20 protein-coding genes, 1 tRNA gene and 1 other annotated feature are annotated in these 14,837 nt (G+C 40.0%); of the genes, 7 read left to right on the top strand and 14 right to left on the bottom strand.

What is annotated here, in order from left to right; genetic code table 11:
* Positions 1 to 8 precede the first annotated feature (8 nt).
* Both pheS and SPD53_RS00100 read right to left on the bottom strand, forming a co-directional pair.
* The gene (gene pheS, locus SPD53_RS00105) at positions 9 to 1,043 is read right to left on the bottom strand and encodes a phenylalanine--tRNA ligase subunit alpha (RefSeq protein WP_336251326.1); all 1,035 of its coding nucleotides are present in this window, start codon (positions 1,041 to 1,043) and stop codon (positions 9 to 11) included.
* Positions 1,044 to 1,410: 367 nt separating this feature from the next.
* A complete protein-coding gene (locus tag SPD53_RS00100) occupies positions 1,411 to 2,157 on the bottom strand; it encodes a TrmH family RNA methyltransferase (protein WP_336251325.1) in 747 nt (248 codons plus the stop codon).
* A 91-nt stretch (positions 2,158 to 2,248) separates the two neighbouring features.
* Between SPD53_RS00100 and sspI the strand changes: the two genes are divergently transcribed.
* The 3 genes from sspI (at position 2,249) to SPD53_RS00085 (ending at position 3,756) form a co-directional block, all read left to right on the top strand.
* Entirely contained in the window at positions 2,249 to 2,473 is a 225-nt protein-coding gene (gene sspI / locus SPD53_RS00095) for a small acid-soluble spore protein SspI (protein ID WP_156857849.1), read from the top strand.
* Positions 2,474 to 2,546: 73 nt separating this feature from the next.
* The gene (locus SPD53_RS00090; RefSeq protein WP_188857052.1) at positions 2,547 to 3,026 is read left to right on the top strand and encodes a DinB family protein; all 480 of its coding nucleotides are present in this window, start codon (positions 2,547 to 2,549) and stop codon (positions 3,024 to 3,026) included.
* A gap of 55 nt (positions 3,027 to 3,081) precedes the next feature.
* Positions 3,082 to 3,756 (top strand): lytic transglycosylase domain-containing protein, encoded by a 675-nt coding sequence (locus SPD53_RS00085; RefSeq protein ID WP_370459817.1) that lies wholly within the window; start codon positions 3,082 to 3,084, stop codon positions 3,754 to 3,756.
* A gap of 42 nt (positions 3,757 to 3,798) precedes the next feature.
* Here SPD53_RS00085 and SPD53_RS00080 read toward each other — a convergent pair whose 3' ends face one another.
* The gene (locus SPD53_RS00080; RefSeq protein WP_336251324.1) at positions 3,799 to 4,884 is read right to left on the bottom strand and encodes a M42 family metallopeptidase; all 1,086 of its coding nucleotides are present in this window, start codon (positions 4,882 to 4,884) and stop codon (positions 3,799 to 3,801) included.
* A gap of 183 nt (positions 4,885 to 5,067) precedes the next feature.
* Here SPD53_RS00080 and SPD53_RS00075 point away from each other — a divergent pair.
* Positions 5,068 to 5,140, top strand: a tRNA-Lys gene (locus SPD53_RS00075).
* Between the two features lie 121 nt (positions 5,141 to 5,261).
* Here SPD53_RS00075 and SPD53_RS00070 read toward each other — a convergent pair.
* Positions 5,262 to 5,747 carry a dUTP diphosphatase gene (locus SPD53_RS00070; RefSeq protein WP_336251323.1) on the bottom strand — a complete coding sequence of 162 codons (486 nt, stop codon included), beginning with the start codon at positions 5,745 to 5,747 and terminating at the stop codon, positions 5,262 to 5,264.
* A 100-nt stretch (positions 5,748 to 5,847) separates the two neighbouring features.
* Between SPD53_RS00070 and SPD53_RS00065 the strand changes: the two genes are divergently transcribed.
* Complete coding sequence (locus tag SPD53_RS00065; protein WP_156857988.1) at positions 5,848 to 6,240, top strand: sigma-w pathway protein ysdB; 393 nt, start codon at positions 5,848 to 5,850, stop codon at positions 6,238 to 6,240.
* Positions 6,241 to 6,253: 13 nt separating this feature from the next.
* On the opposite strand, the gene SPD53_RS00060 is transcribed toward SPD53_RS00065, so the two are convergent.
* The 5 genes from SPD53_RS00060 to infC all read right to left on the bottom strand — a co-directional run bounded on the left by SPD53_RS00060 (position 6,254) and on the right by infC (position 9,019).
* On the bottom strand, positions 6,254 to 6,847 hold the full coding sequence (locus SPD53_RS00060) for a TVP38/TMEM64 family protein (protein WP_336251322.1): 594 nt from the start codon (positions 6,845 to 6,847) through the stop codon (positions 6,254 to 6,256).
* Between the two features lie 59 nt (positions 6,848 to 6,906).
* Positions 6,907 to 7,179 carry a DUF1294 domain-containing protein gene (locus SPD53_RS00055; protein WP_336251321.1) on the bottom strand — a complete coding sequence of 91 codons (273 nt, stop codon included), beginning with the start codon at positions 7,177 to 7,179 and terminating at the stop codon, positions 6,907 to 6,909.
* Positions 7,180 to 7,798: 619 nt separating this feature from the next.
* Positions 7,799 to 8,158 (bottom strand): 50S ribosomal protein L20, encoded by a 360-nt coding sequence (gene rplT, locus SPD53_RS00050; protein ID WP_156857990.1) that lies wholly within the window; start codon positions 8,156 to 8,158, stop codon positions 7,799 to 7,801.
* Between the two features lie 56 nt (positions 8,159 to 8,214).
* Complete coding sequence (gene rpmI / locus SPD53_RS00045; protein WP_156857991.1) at positions 8,215 to 8,406, bottom strand: 50S ribosomal protein L35; 192 nt, start codon at positions 8,404 to 8,406, stop codon at positions 8,215 to 8,217.
* A gap of 58 nt (positions 8,407 to 8,464) precedes the next feature.
* Positions 8,465 to 9,019, bottom strand: coding sequence for a translation initiation factor IF-3 (gene infC / locus SPD53_RS00040; RefSeq protein ID WP_156858005.1), 555 nt, complete (start codon positions 9,017 to 9,019; stop codon positions 8,465 to 8,467).
* An 18-nt stretch (positions 9,020 to 9,037) separates the two neighbouring features.
* Positions 9,038 to 9,171: a sequence feature (ribosomal protein L20 leader region), on the bottom strand.
* A gap of 218 nt (positions 9,172 to 9,389) precedes the next feature.
* On the opposite strand from infC, the gene SPD53_RS00035 reads away from it, so the two are divergent.
* Positions 9,390 to 9,560 carry a DUF5325 family protein gene (locus tag SPD53_RS00035; protein WP_336251320.1) on the top strand — a complete coding sequence of 57 codons (171 nt, stop codon included), beginning with the start codon at positions 9,390 to 9,392 and terminating at the stop codon, positions 9,558 to 9,560.
* 14 nt (positions 9,561 to 9,574) lie between these two features.
* Here the strand turns inward: SPD53_RS00035 and SPD53_RS00030 are convergent, their stop codons facing one another.
* On the bottom strand, positions 9,575 to 10,381 hold the full coding sequence (locus SPD53_RS00030) for an inositol monophosphatase family protein (RefSeq protein WP_336251319.1): 807 nt from the start codon (positions 10,379 to 10,381) through the stop codon (positions 9,575 to 9,577).
* A gap of 130 nt (positions 10,382 to 10,511) precedes the next feature.
* Positions 10,512 to 10,712, bottom strand: a complete 201-nt coding sequence (locus SPD53_RS00025; protein WP_156857994.1) for a hypothetical protein — start codon at positions 10,710 to 10,712, stop codon at positions 10,512 to 10,514.
* Positions 10,713 to 11,739: 1,027 nt separating this feature from the next.
* On the opposite strand from SPD53_RS00025, the gene SPD53_RS00020 reads away from it, so the two are divergent.
* Positions 11,740 to 12,357 (top strand): YktB family protein, encoded by a 618-nt coding sequence (locus SPD53_RS00020; RefSeq protein ID WP_336251318.1) that lies wholly within the window; start codon positions 11,740 to 11,742, stop codon positions 12,355 to 12,357.
* A 35-nt stretch (positions 12,358 to 12,392) separates the two neighbouring features.
* Here the strand turns inward: SPD53_RS00020 and SPD53_RS00015 are convergent, their stop codons facing one another.
* The 3 genes from SPD53_RS00015 to SPD53_RS00005 are packed head-to-tail and all read right to left on the bottom strand — an operon-like array spanning position 12,393 to position 14,552.
* A complete protein-coding gene (locus SPD53_RS00015; protein ID WP_156857996.1) occupies positions 12,393 to 12,659 on the bottom strand; it encodes a UPF0223 family protein in 267 nt (88 codons plus the stop codon).
* A gap of 9 nt (positions 12,660 to 12,668) precedes the next feature.
* On the bottom strand, positions 12,669 to 13,625 hold the full coding sequence (locus SPD53_RS00010; protein ID WP_336251317.1) for an NAD(P)H-dependent flavin oxidoreductase: 957 nt from the start codon (positions 13,623 to 13,625) through the stop codon (positions 12,669 to 12,671).
* Between the two features lie 39 nt (positions 13,626 to 13,664).
* Entirely contained in the window at positions 13,665 to 14,552 is an 888-nt protein-coding gene (locus tag SPD53_RS00005) for a polysaccharide deacetylase family protein (protein ID WP_336251316.1), read from the bottom strand.
* Between the last annotated feature and the right edge of the window lie 285 nt (positions 14,553 to 14,837).

Genomic DNA, 14,837 nt, shown 5'->3' with positions numbered 1-14,837 from the left:
TTTCCTCCCTATGCGTGATGATACTGTTTTAAGAATCGGATATCGTTCATATAGAAGCTACGAATATCACTTACACCATATTTCAACATAGCAATTCGCTCTGGACCCATTCCAAAAGCAAAACCGCTGTATACGCTCGGATCATATCCGCCCATTTCCAAAACTTTCGGATGGACCATTCCGCCACCTAATATTTCAATCCAGCCTGTTCCTTTGCATACACTACACCCATCACCATTACAGACTTTACAGGAAATATCCATTTCCACAGATGGCTCTGTAAATGGGAAGTAGCTTGGACGGAGACGAATTTCGCGGTCTTTTCCAAACATCTGTTTAGCAAATTTATCTAATGTTCCTTTTAAATCACTCATCCGGACGTTTTTATCGACGAGTAGACCTTCAATTTGTGTAAATTGATGGGAGTGTGTTGCATCATCGCTATCTCGACGATATACTTTCCCCGGACAAATCATTTTAAATGGCCGTTCGCCTTTATAACTTTCCATTGTTCGTGCTTGAACAGGAGAAGTATGTGTACGTAGCAATAACTCGTTCGTAATATAGAATGAATCCTGCATATCGCGGGCCGGGTGATCTTTCGGTAAATTAAGTGCTTCGAAGTTATAATAATCTGTTTCTACCTCTGGGCCTTCCTTGATCTCATAGCCCATACCGATGAATAAATCCTCGATTTCCTCCACAATACTTGTTAAGAGATGCGGTCCTCCAACGTTGACCTTACGACCCGGTAGTGTCACATCAATCGTTTCCGATTCTAACTGTTCATTCAAAGCGGCCTCTTCTAGTTTAGCGGCCTTCTCTTCAATTGCTTCAGTGATGATATTACGTACTTTATTAGCCATTTCTCCAATAACTGGACGCTCTTCTGGGGAAAGCTGTCCCATTCCTTTTAAGACCTTCGTGATCGAACCCTTCTTCCCTAAATAAGCGACTCGAATATCTTGAAGGCTTGTCATTCCTTCAGCATCTTCAATTTTAGCAAGTGCTTCTTGCTGAATTGTCTCCAACTGCTCCTTCATGTGTGAACCCTCCTTAGAATACTTTTAAACAATTAAAAAAGCCCCATCCCAATAAAGGGACGAGGCTATTATTTCGCGGTACCACCCTTGTTGACAACATATATTGTCCAACTCACATTTTGATAACGGATTATAAAATCCGGGCGCACCTTTACTTGTACGAAACAAGGTCCAAGTGCCTGCTCCAGAGTGAAATGGTCCTATCCCAGTAATAGAAATGTTTTCAGTCTCAGACATTTCCTCCCTGCATTACCGTCATGGATATAACCTAGCTCTTTCAACACATTTTCTATTCATACGTTTATTTATACAATCAATTAACGCTTCACTTCATCCATTATAGATAATTTTCTTGCAGCTTGCAAGCCTATTCTTTCAGGCGATACATGAGGATGCCTGCAGCAATGCTCACGTTCAATGATTCTGCTTTTCCGTAGATTGGGATTTTCACCCGTTCATCCGCCTGCTTAAGCAATTCTTGCTGAACGCCCGCGCCTTCATTTCCAAGTACTAGTCCAATTTTATCCGGCGTCTTCATCTCCTGATAATAACGCGCATCTTCCAGTGCAGTTGCCCATATCTCATACCCTCTCCCTTTCAATGAAGGTATTTCTTCTGTCAAATCAGCTTCAAAAACTGGGATATGAAAGAGTGACCCTTGGGTTGAACGGATGACTTTATCATTGTATAAATCAACTGTACCTTTACCCAGAATGACAGCATCCATACCAGCAGCGTCTGCCGTACGAATAATTGTCCCTAAATTTCCAGGATCCTGTATCGCATCAAGCATCACAAGCTGATTACCCGTGACACTTCTATGCGGCTGCATCATAATAACAGCCGCTATTCCTTGGGGTGTTGTCGTCTGAGAGATATGTTCAAATACTTGTTTAGAAACACGCTCTACAGGAAGGTCATTACTCCAAGCAGGAAGCGGAACACTCTCCTCCACGATGATTTCTACTATTTCCTGTCCGCTTTTCCAGGCTTCTTCCACAAGATGTGACCCTTCAACGAGAAACATTTGCTGTTCTTTGCGCCCTTTTCGTTTGTGAAGCTTTCTCCAAGCCTTAACTTTTCCGTTTGTCAATGATGTAATCAACGTCTTCATCCTTATCCTGTTCTTTTTTCTTATCATACATATTTAGAAACCATTTGGTCAAACTAATTTCATGAATCAAAGAACTAAGGAGGTAAACAAAATGGATTTAAATTTACGCAAAGCAATTCTCAGTAATATATCGACAAATGATCAATCCCAACTGGAAGCAACGATTGTAGATGCGATACAAAATGGAGAAGAAAAAATGTTGCCAGGACTTGGTGTATTATTTGAGTTAATCTGGCAGCAAGCTGACCAAACAATGAAGCAAGACATGGTAGAATCACTAGAATCTGGTGTAAAGCAAGCTACCGCAGGCTCCTAAGGATACTTTTCCCTACTACTTTCACGATATTCTTGATAAACTATGGATAACCAAAAGTGAAAGGGGTTATTCAATGTATCGGAAAGTAGAAGATTTTCTTCAAGATTGGCAAGGTGCAAGCGCAGGAACGTTGCGAGTTCTCGAAGCAGTAACAGATGAAACATTGGATCAAGCAATTGTAAAAGGGCATAACACGTTAAGATGGTTAGGCTGGCATTTGGCAACCGCTCCCGCTTATTTTGCAGGTCTGTTAGGACTGGAACTGAACAATGTGGGAGATTCAGGAAAACTTCCTAGCACAGCTAAAGAAATCGCAGAAGGATACGAAGCAGTGAGTAGTGAAATTGCCGAAAAAGTATCGCTTGCATTTTCTGATGAAAGTTTAACCGAGGAAGTGGATCAGCATGGCAGGCCAACAGCCCGGGGAGCGATTCTTCGTACATTAATCGATCACCAGACTCACCATCGCGGTCAAATGACAGTACTCCTTCGCCAAGCGGGACTTAAAGTTCCAGGAGTCATGGGACCGACAAAAGAAGATTTGGGAAAATAATGAACAAATTGGGACATGACGGCGTAAAATAAACGCCTTATGTCCCTTTTAACGATTGAAATATGTGCGAAATCCTAGTAAGATTGTAGTAGAGAAAGTAGGGATTATATTGGAAATCAGAGACTTAAACCAGCTTATGCAGCTACAAGCTATGCAAACAATGAGCTCAGGCAGTGCACACTCCAGTTCATCTTTTGCAGAACTTACTTTCAATCAATTACTACAGAGTAAAATCGACCAAGCAAGGGCGCTCACACCACCTGCTCTATCCTCTCTTGGATCGGTACCTTTTCAACGACCGGATAATTTGAGCCAACCGAGTCATCAGGCTAACCGTTCGTCCCCTTTGAAGGCAACTGCTTTTGATCATTATATCGTTGAAGCGAGCGAGAAATACAATATTGATAAGCGGCTGATCCGAAGTGTGATCCAAGCGGAGTCCGGCTTTAATCCTCGTGCAACAAGTGGTGCCGGTGCTAAGGGTCTTATGCAATTAATGCCGGGTACTGCAAGAGGTTTAGGTGTTGCTAACTCCTATGACCCACGGGAAAATATTTTAGGCGGCACAAAATATTTAAGACAAATGCTGGACCGTTATAATCAAAATATGGAGCTTGCTCTTGCAGCGTATAATGCTGGCCCAGGAAATGTCGATAAACACGGTGGCATTCCGCCATTCAATGAAACAAGAAATTATGTAACAAAAGTGATGAACAATTATTTAGCCTGATAAAAAAACAAGGTGTCGATGCACACCTTGTTTTTTCTATTGTTATGCGAGTATAAGTTCTTTCACCTTATCCTTATCAAGTTGTTTAATAACTTCTACAATTAATTTAACCGCATTTTCAAAGTCGTCACGATGTAAAATTGCTGCGTGAGAATGAATATAACGAGTTGCAACTGTTATAGATAAAGAAGGTACTCCATTTGCAGTTAAATGAATGGAGCCGGAATCTGTTCCACCGCCGGCAATTGACGTATACTGGTAAGGAATCCCTTGTTTATCCGCTGTTTTCACAACTAAATCCCGTAAGCCTTTGTGGGAGACCATCGAAGCGTCATAGAGAACAATTTGTGGCCCATCCCCCAACTTACTATCCGCTTCCTTATCAGAGATGCCTGGTGTGTCACCAGCAATCCCCACATCAACACCAAAGCCGATATCTGGTTCAATCTTATGTGCTGCTGTTTTCGCCCCACGAAGCCCAACTTCTTCCTGAATCGTTCCGACACCGTAGACGATATTTGGATGATCCACGTCTTGAAGTTGTTTTAATACCTCGATAGCAATAGCTAAACCAATTCGGTTATCCCAAGCTTTCGCCATCAGCATTTTCTCATTTTTTAATTGTGTAAATTCAAAATAAGGAACAATCGATTGACCCGGCAGAACACCAAATTCTTCTGCTTCCTTCTTACTCGATGCCCCGATGTCGATAAACATATCCTTTATCTCATATGGCTTCTTACGCGCTTCTGCTGAGAGCACGTGCGGTGGTTTTGAACCGATAACACCGGTGACATTTCCTTTTGAACCCATAATCGTCACACGCTGGGCAAGCATGACTTGGTTCCACCAACCACCAACCGTTTGGAAGTAAATGAACCCTTTATCATCAATACGCGTAACCATGAAGCCTATTTCATCTAAATGACCAGCTACCATAATTTTTGGTCCATTTTCGTCTCCAATCTTTTTTGCAATGGAGCTGCCTAAGTTATCTGTTATCATTTCATCTACGTAGGGCGTAATATACTTTTCAAATACTTCTCTCGCTTCTCTCTCATTTCCCGGGATACCATTCGCGTCGGTCAAATCTTTCAACATCGTTAATGTTTCATCTAATTTTGCCATGTTCTAATATCTCTCCTTTACTGTGACTTAAAGTATAAACCTATTATACTCAACTTTCTTAATTAAAAAAACGAAAGTAAATTAATCTTAACAAATACTCCCACAGAACGATTTTTTTAGTAGAAAAAATCTAATAAATGTCTTGCATCTCTTTTTATTATGTGATATCATTAAATAGTTGACGGGACATTAGCTCAGTCGGTAGAGCAACTGACTCTTAATCAGTGGGTCGTAGGTTCGATCCCTACATGTCCCATAATAACGCCTAAGCCTTTGATATATATGGGTTTAGGCGTTTTTTATTTACATAATAAAAATTAGAGTTTCCGTAAATTTTATTTATCATTATGCGGATATGGGTGGACTTATAGTTCCTTTTAATATCCTTGGTCTTGCCGTTCATAATTGATTTCGTTTTTCTCCAAGTAGGCATTATAAATATCTTTTTCGTTAAATCCGAGCAATTTACCTAAATGGATGAATTCCTCAAACAATTGAACGTACCCTTCTTCTGTTGGATGCTGATTAAAAGCAGCTGCTACGATAAAAACGTGATTAAATTGTTTCGTCCGTTCATTTTCAGTTCCAACAGCTTCTCCACTATCGTATCGATAACCCTTCTCTAAACCGATTGACAAGAGAAAATGAATCCCATCCACATATTCCGCTAGAATTACTTCCCTGTCACTCGGTGCCTTCTTACTCCAAAATTTAAAGCAACGAGTTTCATTTGCAAGCTCCCCAAGCTCTACAAGGAAAGCCAAATGTCTTTCATGATATAAGTCTTTCCCTTCCAACTCATGATTATCGGCAATATAATTATCCAATTCCTGCTGCATGTTATATAGTTTTTCCCAATTCAATATTCTGCACCTCATTTTATCTAATATTTTTTTAAAAGTGAAACCTTTCCCCTCTTCCTTTCGTACTTGAATTATATAATAAGTAAGGAGACGATTACACATGCTTGTACTATTATTCCGCATTCTTATTCTGCTTGCAATTATTCTCCTTGTTTATACTTGGATTGAGTACTTGAGAAGTTCGGATAGAAAGATACGAATTGCTAAAGACCTAAAGCAATTCTACCTTGATGATGAACCGAAGAACAGTAAAAAGAATTTACGTTTTGTATATAAGGGTTGTACGTTTGTCGGGGAAAAATATGTCGGTATTGCTGAAGATTCATTTGAGGTAACGAATATCCATGTCAGTGTCTGCCATCCGATTGAATTGAATGGGATTACGAGAGAAGATCTATACTTTTTAGAAAATGAATTATTAATACGTTATCCTTATGCGAAAATTGAATGGAAACATCCGATCAGCGAACTTGTGTTAACCCCCTTAGAATAAACCAAAGCACACATCAAGCTTTCGATGTGTGCTTTGGTTGTTCCATGGAGAAAAAATCCTGCCATTTGATAATGATTTCTTTCCTGCGTAATAAATAGAGAAAAATAAGCAGAAGTACCATTAATCCGGTGATTGTATAAGGGGACAAGGTAGAAAAGGTGCCGCCAATTGATGTATAAATGAAGGCGAGTGGAATGTTTGTAAGGAGAGAAGTTCTTGTATAATCTCTGAAGCTGGACGAAATTTCAATCAGGCAAAGGGATAATAAATGAAAATGAATAAAGGGCACTAATCGAAGTAACAGAATTTGAGATTTTGTAAGTTCTTTGTTGTCTCCAAGCAAACGTTGCTTTATACGAAAAATGCGATCCATAGCGTTCGGCATTTTCGTATAGATTCCATAAAATAAAATACTTGATAACGTAATACCGATTAAAGAATACAAACCACCTGCAAACGGTCCGAAAAATATTCCTCCCGAGATACAGATAAAAACAACAGGAATAAAAAATAATGGTCGGAGTAAATGAAAACAAATGAATAGGACTGGTGCAAACAAGCCGCCAAGCTCAACATAGGTGAGAAGATTCGCTCCTAATGCCTCCATGCTCCTCCTCCTTCTTCATATTCGCTTTACCATTTATTATATGTTAGGCAATGAGCCGATTATGACATGTTTACGAATAGGTAGATAAAAGCACCAGCATTCCAAATGATCAGCACTGGGATTCCAACCGCGAACGATGCGTGTTTTGTTTTATGACGAAACAGTTGCATGCCGATATATGTACCGAGCGCACCACCTAAAAATGATAACAGAAAGAAAGTCCTTTCCGGAATACGGAACTGTTGCTTGATCGCCTTCTGCTTATCAATTCTCATCAGAAAAAACGTAAAAATATTTACAACTAGAACATAAACCAACATAGAATCATACATAAAAAATCTCCCTTTCTATTATGTTGTAATTTTATCACGTATTAACGGTCTGTAATACCCCCCACCTCTAAACATGAGGGATAACCAAAATGTTAAGATGGGGGATATACAGTCCGTAAATACCTGATTCTGTTCAACTAACATTCAGTGGGGAGGGAAGGAATTCCCCACTGAATGAAGTTTCACTTTATCACGTATTAACAGTCCGTCATACCCCCACCTCTAAACAAGAGGGATAACCAAAATGTTAAGGTGGGGGATATACAGTCCGTAAATACCTGATTCTGTTCAACTAACATTCAGTGGGGAGGGAAGGAAACCCCCACTGAATGAAGTTTCACTTTATCATATAACTGTGATGAAGGAGTAACTTCCTCTCCAAATTCTGGAGTCCCGATACCTTGAGACTTCTCTGGGTTTCATAGGCCTTGCAAGATCCCACAGCACGATAGCGCGAGGTTAGACTAAGAACGCCAGTCATTTGGCAACGCCTGTATTGCCACTGGCGCCAGAGGCAGAGACTTGCCGGATGCATGCGGAAAGCGAAGGCATCGGGACTACGGACCTCGGGAAATTAAAAAAGGTCAAATTCCGTTTGAGTTGGAATTTGACCTTTTTATTATTTACTTAAAGCTTCTTTAGCTTTATCCGTTAACTGTGTAAATGCTTGTGCATCGTTTACCGCTAGTTCAGAAAGCATCTTACGGTTAATATCAACACCAGCTAATTTCAAACCATGCATTAATTTGCTGTATGACATATCATTCATACGAGCAGCTGCGTTAATACGTGCAATCCATAATTTACGGAAATCACGTTTCTTTTGTCTGCGGTCACGATATGCATACTGACCGGATTTCATCACCTGTTGTTTTGCTACTTTAAATAAATTACTTTTTGAACCATAATATCCTTTAGCTAATTTAAGGACGCGTTTACGACGTTTGCGCGTTACTGTTCCACCTTTTACACGTGCCATTTTAAATTCCCTCCTAGTACAATTCTAATCCAAATTTATTTCAGTATTTCCATGACTTAAGGAATCATGGAATCGATGCGTCTTTGATCTCCACGGGAAACGACCGCACCTTTACGAAGTTTACGTTTTTGTTTCTGTGATTTGTTTGCAAATAAGTGACTTGTATATGCATGAGATCTTTTCAATTTTCCAGTTCCAGTTCTTTTAAAACGTTTTTGAGACCCTCTGTGGGTTTTCATTTTTGGCATCCGAATTTCCTCCTAAAGTAAAATTAAGCAGTATTTCTTACTAAGAAAATAACGTATCTTATTTTTCAGTTGATGGCGCAACCATCATGAACATATTACGCCCTTCCATCTTAGGCTTCTGTTCAACGATTGCAATATCTTTTACTTCTTCAGCAAAGCGGTCAAGGACATCACGGCCAAGCCCCTTATGAGTAATAGCTCTTCCGCGGAAGCGCACAGCTACCTTCACCTTGTCGCCCTTTTCCAAGAATTTCCGAGCATTTTTCAGTTTCGTTTCAAAGTCATGATCGCCAATTCCTGGTGTAAGCCGTACTTCTTTCACGTTAATAACTCGTTGTTTCTTCCGTGCTTCTTTTTCTTTCTTCTGCATTTCGAAACGGTATTTTCCGTAATCCATAATACGGGCAACTGGTGGTTTTGCATTAGGTGCCACTAAAACCAAGTCTAAATTTCTCGTTTGAGCAATTTGCATAGCTTCTTTATGCGATTTCACACCTAGTTGTTCACCATTGGAATCGATTAGACGTACTTCCCTTGCGCGGATTCTTTCATTTACATTTAAACTCTCTTTGCTAATCTCAAGCCACCTCCGAATATTTTTGTTGCTGATCATTTCAGACAATCTATTTACTCACATAAAAAAGTGTCGGTACAAAATGCACCCACACGTTTCCCTGTCAATTAATCATTAATATCTTGAGAGAAACCAGTCAACTACACAAATGGTGTCGAGCAGGTGAGAAGCGGGTGCTTCTGCTTGTCTTTAGATCATATAAATCTCATTCAACTACTAAATTATAGCATGATTGAGTCTCTTCGTCAAGTACTTTCTGGCTTTCAGAAATCTTGTATACGTTCCTCAGCAAAAACTGCTTATTTATAGTAGCATAGATAAATAACAGAAGCAAATATTTTTTACATCTTTGAAGTATTCCTCGTTTTTCGATATACTACAGATGGTTAATAGAAATCGAGGTGTAAACATGGAAACGTTTAATTGGAAATTCTTTAGTTTGGCCTTATTAGTTGTCTTTATGTTTATAGCGGTAGGATTCGCTATCGCTTTACGTAGTGTTCCCTTGATCATTTTATTCATCTTACTCGCATTCGGTTTGATGGGTTATGGACTTACCCTCAAGAAAAAGCAAAAGTGACTGCGTGCATACAGTCACTTTCGGCCATTTTTTATAAACGTAAGTAATTGTTCTTGAATTTTTGGATTACATGCTAAAATAGAATTATTCCCAAGCATATTCAATTCTTCTCCGTCTAATGTTGTCACATTTCCTCCAACTTCATTAACGATCACTACACCAGCCGCGATATCCCATGGAGCAAGACGCATGGATAAATAGGCATCAATTATTCCCTCAGCAACATAGGCTAGCTCAAGCGCCGCAGAACCGTACGTCCGGCTTCCTCGAACAGTGCGAATCATCTGATGCATAATTTTCTCATCAACAATCCGGTTCGGACAGAGGAAATAATGGTTCATATCAACAATTGATTCTTCGAGTTTTAAGTCTTGTCTCGGTTCTGGCAACAATTCCTCATTCTTAAAAGCACCCTCGGAACGCTTAGCATGGTACAATTCATCAGCCATCACATCATAAATCAATCCAATTTCACCAATTCCATCATGAAAGACCGCGACGGAAATCGCAAAGTTCTTCTGCTGATGAACAAAATTCATCGTTCCATCGATTGGATCGATTATCCAGACAGTGCCTTGTAAAGAAGTAAGCTCATCGCCGTATCCTTCCTCACCTATAATATAATGATCTGAATAAGTAGCTTTAATTTTCTCAACAAGAAACTTCTCTGTTTGTTTATCCATTTCAGTTACGAGATCATCCGGGTTTGATTTCGTTTCAATAACTCTTGGTTCATTTATTTTATTTCTTATCTGTTCACCAGCTTCCAACACCCAAGCTTTGGCGTCCAGATAAAGTTTGTCTCGATTAATTTTATCCATGTGTCTATCCCCCCAAAATCTCTCTCTTCTCCCCTCATTGTACCAAACGTACTGCCCAAGTCATAATGAAAGGACCTCGTATTTATTTGACCACCGCAATGATACCGTAATAAATACGAAGTCCTCCTGTTTACTTATTTTCATTTTTTGTAATTTCAATCAGCTGGTGACGTAACGAGCTAAGCCTCTGCTTAACTTTGATCATTTCCGTTTTATCTCCTGCCTCCATGGCTTCGTAAAGATTCATTAATTCATAATCTATTTCCATTCGAATTACCGGCAGTTTAAGTTTAGCTTCTTGTTTTTCGATTGCTTGCATTAAATATTTCATTCTAATCACACCTCTCTAAGTGATTACGATGGCTCTTTTAATTTAGTTTATGAAGATTTCTTAAAGGAAGTTCGCCAATATTTAGAACTAGCTTCTTAAAATAGGTTTTCCCATATCCTTTACAATTTAAACATTCAATTAGCTAAAAACCTCTATTCTAATGGGTTTGTCCCCTTAGATACAAGCGAATCATCTCTGTAATATCGATTCATTGACAAATCGAATCCATTACTTAATAATTATTATTACTCGGCTTTCACAGTCTAAAACCGTTAGCTATCGCTTCATATAATTAGTATGCCCAGCAATCGATTAGGCTTACAGACAAAATGCTAACTGCTTGTTCTGTTTTCCTAACAACTCTATTTCAAAAGTAACCAAAAGTAGTATTATTACTTTCATTCAGCGTAAGTATCTGGTTCGTTCACTAATTATGGCGTTCTAATCGCCGTTCAGTTGCCCGGTGGACGGATGCTTTCCGCGGGCACAGCCGAAGCCTTGACGCACAGGACGTGCTAATGCAGACGTTGCCACATACGAGAGCGTTCTTAGTCTGCCTCGGGCTGAGCACTAAGGGGTCTTCGGACTCGTGCTTTCCCGCAGGAGTCACCGTCCACCGGGCAACTGAACTGGTAGAGAGAATTATTATTAATGGAAAATATCCCACCATGATAGGTGCCCTCTTACTAAAATGGAAAAGTAGTGCTCCAAACTTGGCCTTTTCTCGGAGCAGTCCAGACACCTCGAGACTCCTGCAGGAGGAAAGGCATAGGTGAGACCCCGCAGGGCGGCAGCCCAAGGAGGCTCACCAGCCGCCTGCGGAAAGCGAGAGGTGTCTGGACTGCGGACCTTCAGGAGAAGGTTGCACTTACGCTGAATGAAAGTAACCATCTGTTATTTTGAAAAGCCTTTTACTAATTATGTTTAAGTTCATATTTTAAAGACTGTAGATGCTTGTTAAGGATGATTTACATTCATATTTTAGGTGCAAAAGTTAAGTTATCATTCATCAGAAAGGATGACACAAATGGATTTTAATGGTTTTAAACAAACTGATTTTGACACATTTCATATCGATGGCTTGGAGGCACGCATGGAAGCAATCCAAACTCGCATTCAACCGAAATTTCGAGAACTCGGCGAAATTTTAAAAGATAATCTATCCATGAAGCTTGGAAATGAAATGTATTTACATATTGCAAAACACGCTAGAAGAACAGTTAATCCTCCAAAAGATACATGGCTAGCAATTAGCGATAATAAACGAGGTTATAAAAAGCATCCACACTTTCAAGTAGGCCTGTTTGATGACCGCGTCTTTATCTGGCTGGCACATGTTTACGAATTACCGAACAAACAAAAAATCGCTCAAAGTTTTATAAACAACTTCGAAGCGATTAAAAAATTGCCAAGTGATTTTGTTATCTCAATAGACCATATGAAGAAAAACTCTATAGCCCTGGATGAACTAGAGGAGTCACTGCTGGAACGTTTTCGCGATGTGAAAAAAGCAGAGTTTTTAATTGGCAGAAACTTAAAGATGGATGATGAACGGGTTCAAGACGGACAGCAATTACTCGATACAATCATCTCGACGTACGATGAACTCATCCCCTTCTATCAATTAGCTGTAAAAGAACGCTAAAAAATGCTGGGACGGCAACATATGTCCCAGCATTTTTACATTCGAATATTTTTCACTTCTGAATTTCTTGCTTGTTTCACTACAGGATAAGGTGCATAGCCCGATGCTTTTGTAAATGTAGCGAATAATTGTTTCTCCTCTGATTTAGACGGAACAATTTCCTTAAAGCGTCGGTATAGAGCAATAATGTCATCCCTTCGAACCTGTTTCTCATACGCTTGCTCAATTAGGTTAAAAAAATTAACGACATCGACGATTTCCTGCTGTGACCACGTTTCATCAATTGGATAGGAATAACTCATAAATTTCCCTCACTTTGCCCATTGTTCACGTATTTCTGTTGCTTCTTTTATAAGAGACTGAATTAAACTTTCCACTGTCGGAACATCATGTATCCTTGCAGCAGATTGTCCGGCCCAACCAAACCCTTCTGTATCATCGCCTTCTTGGATATAGTGATGATTAACCTTTCCGCTTATGTAATCCTTTAATGATTCATACCCTTGTTGCTGCTTTTCTATTTCAAGGATTTTCTCGGCAAAAGGTCCCTTTAACACTCTGGCAGGAGCGCCAATTGAACGTTTAATAACGGTTGTATCCTCTTCTTCTGCATCCAGTATTGCTTGTTTATAATTGTCATGAGCAAGGCACTCTTTCGTTGCAATGAAGCGGGTTCCCATTTCAATCCCCTCTGCTCCGAGGCTTAACGCTGCCATAAAGCCTCGCCCATCGGCTATCCCACCCGAGGCAATTACTGGTATTGATATATGATCAACGACCTGTGGTGTAAGAATAAAGGTACCGACATCGGAACGCCCCAAATGCCCTCCGCCTTCCTGCCCAACAACCATCACAGCGTCTGCACCGAGTTCTTCCGCTTTCTTCGCCTGTCTTCTAGCCGCTACAAGGACTAGTTTCTTTATTGGATGATTATCTACCATATCGAGCACACCCTTAGGATTACCTCCAGTGACAGAAATAACCGGAACCTTCTCATCTATGGCAACTTGTACCATATCTTCATAAGATCTGCCGTGTTGCCCAATTGCATAATTCACTCCAAACGGTTTATCCGTTAATGATTTCACTTTTCGTATTTCTTCGCGTAATGCTTCTGGTGAAGGTAACGTCATCGCGGTAATCTGTCCGAGACCACCTGCATTAGAAACGGCTGCGGCAAGGTCGGAATAAGCTAAGTAAGCAAGCCCTCCTTGGATGATAGGATATTTAATATTTAGCAACTTTGTTACTCGAGTTTCAAACTCCATTAATTTTTTCCTCCCTTTATTTCCATTTCATATGATTATTTATTCTTTTTCACTTGCTTCATCTAGTGTTTGAATAAGATGGGGATCAACAATTTCATACCCGCTGTCTCTTAATCCATTAACAATTCTCTCAAGCGCCTCATTCGTCCATTCCCTGTCATGCATTAATAAATTTGCTCCCGGCTTCAGCAAGGAATAATCGACATCAACTTCTGGACCTTCACCCGAAATCATCGCTTCAGCTAATTTATCCGCATCCATATAAGGTTCGAAATAATCGTATCCATATGTCCAATTCATTAATATCATACCTTCATCAGCAACAATTTGCTCAGAATAGTCCGTATTCATCCCGTTAGGAGCTCGGAAGAATTTCGGTCTTTCTCCAATAATTTCTTCCACTCGATCATTCAAACTTACTATCTCTTCTTTTTGTTCTTCTTCTGGTAAATCAGGGATTAAAGGATGATTATACGTATGATTCCCGATTGGAAATCCCATTTCATGGAGTTGTCTCAAGGCTTCTTCCTCTTCCGGTGTATCAAGGAAGTGACCATTCACAAAGAAAATTGCACCTGCTTCCAAATCCTGTAATGTTTCCGCCATTTCTAAAGCATATCCCGCTGGAGCATCATCAATCGTTAAAAGTACAACATTTTCATCGATATCTTCTTCTAAAGGGACGACACTTGCATCCTCAGCTATATAATACTCTGGCTCATTCGCTGCTTCTGCGTCTACTTCTATTTCGGATTCTTCATCCTCCTCAGGTTCCTCTTCCTCCGCTCTTTCGTCTTTATGTTCCATTTCTTCCTCTGTTTGTTGATTCGTGTCTTCACTCGCCGAATCATCCGGCTCTTCTGCTTCATTTGCCGAGCAAGCTGACAAAGCAAGCGCGAAAATAAGCAGGAAAATTAATCGCTTCATTTTTCGTATCCTCCTGATGTTCTCTTTGGTTTACATTATAGTAATGATTAGAATGGATGACAATGAAAAACTTTCCAGTATTAAAGAGCAAAGGCGCAAGCACCCTTACAGGCTAAGTACGCGATTCGTTACGCAACGCCTGGGACTGCGATTACTCGTCCCACCGAAGAGCATTTGTACTAGCACATCCAGTAGTCGCAGCAACATACAAACTGTGCCTCCCAGGACGGGAGGTAGTTCGATGTTGCCCCATACGTGAGCGAACTTAATCGAACTTCCTTTTTA

It is taken from the genome of Oceanobacillus sp. MO10714A, from assembly GCF_037072045.1.
GTDB classification, from domain to species: Bacteria; Bacillota; Bacilli; order Bacillales; family Amphibacillaceae; genus Oceanobacillus; species Oceanobacillus indicireducens.
The sequence above is the reverse complement of the archived record's forward strand: the minus strand, read 5'-3'. Positions and strand labels throughout refer to the sequence as shown.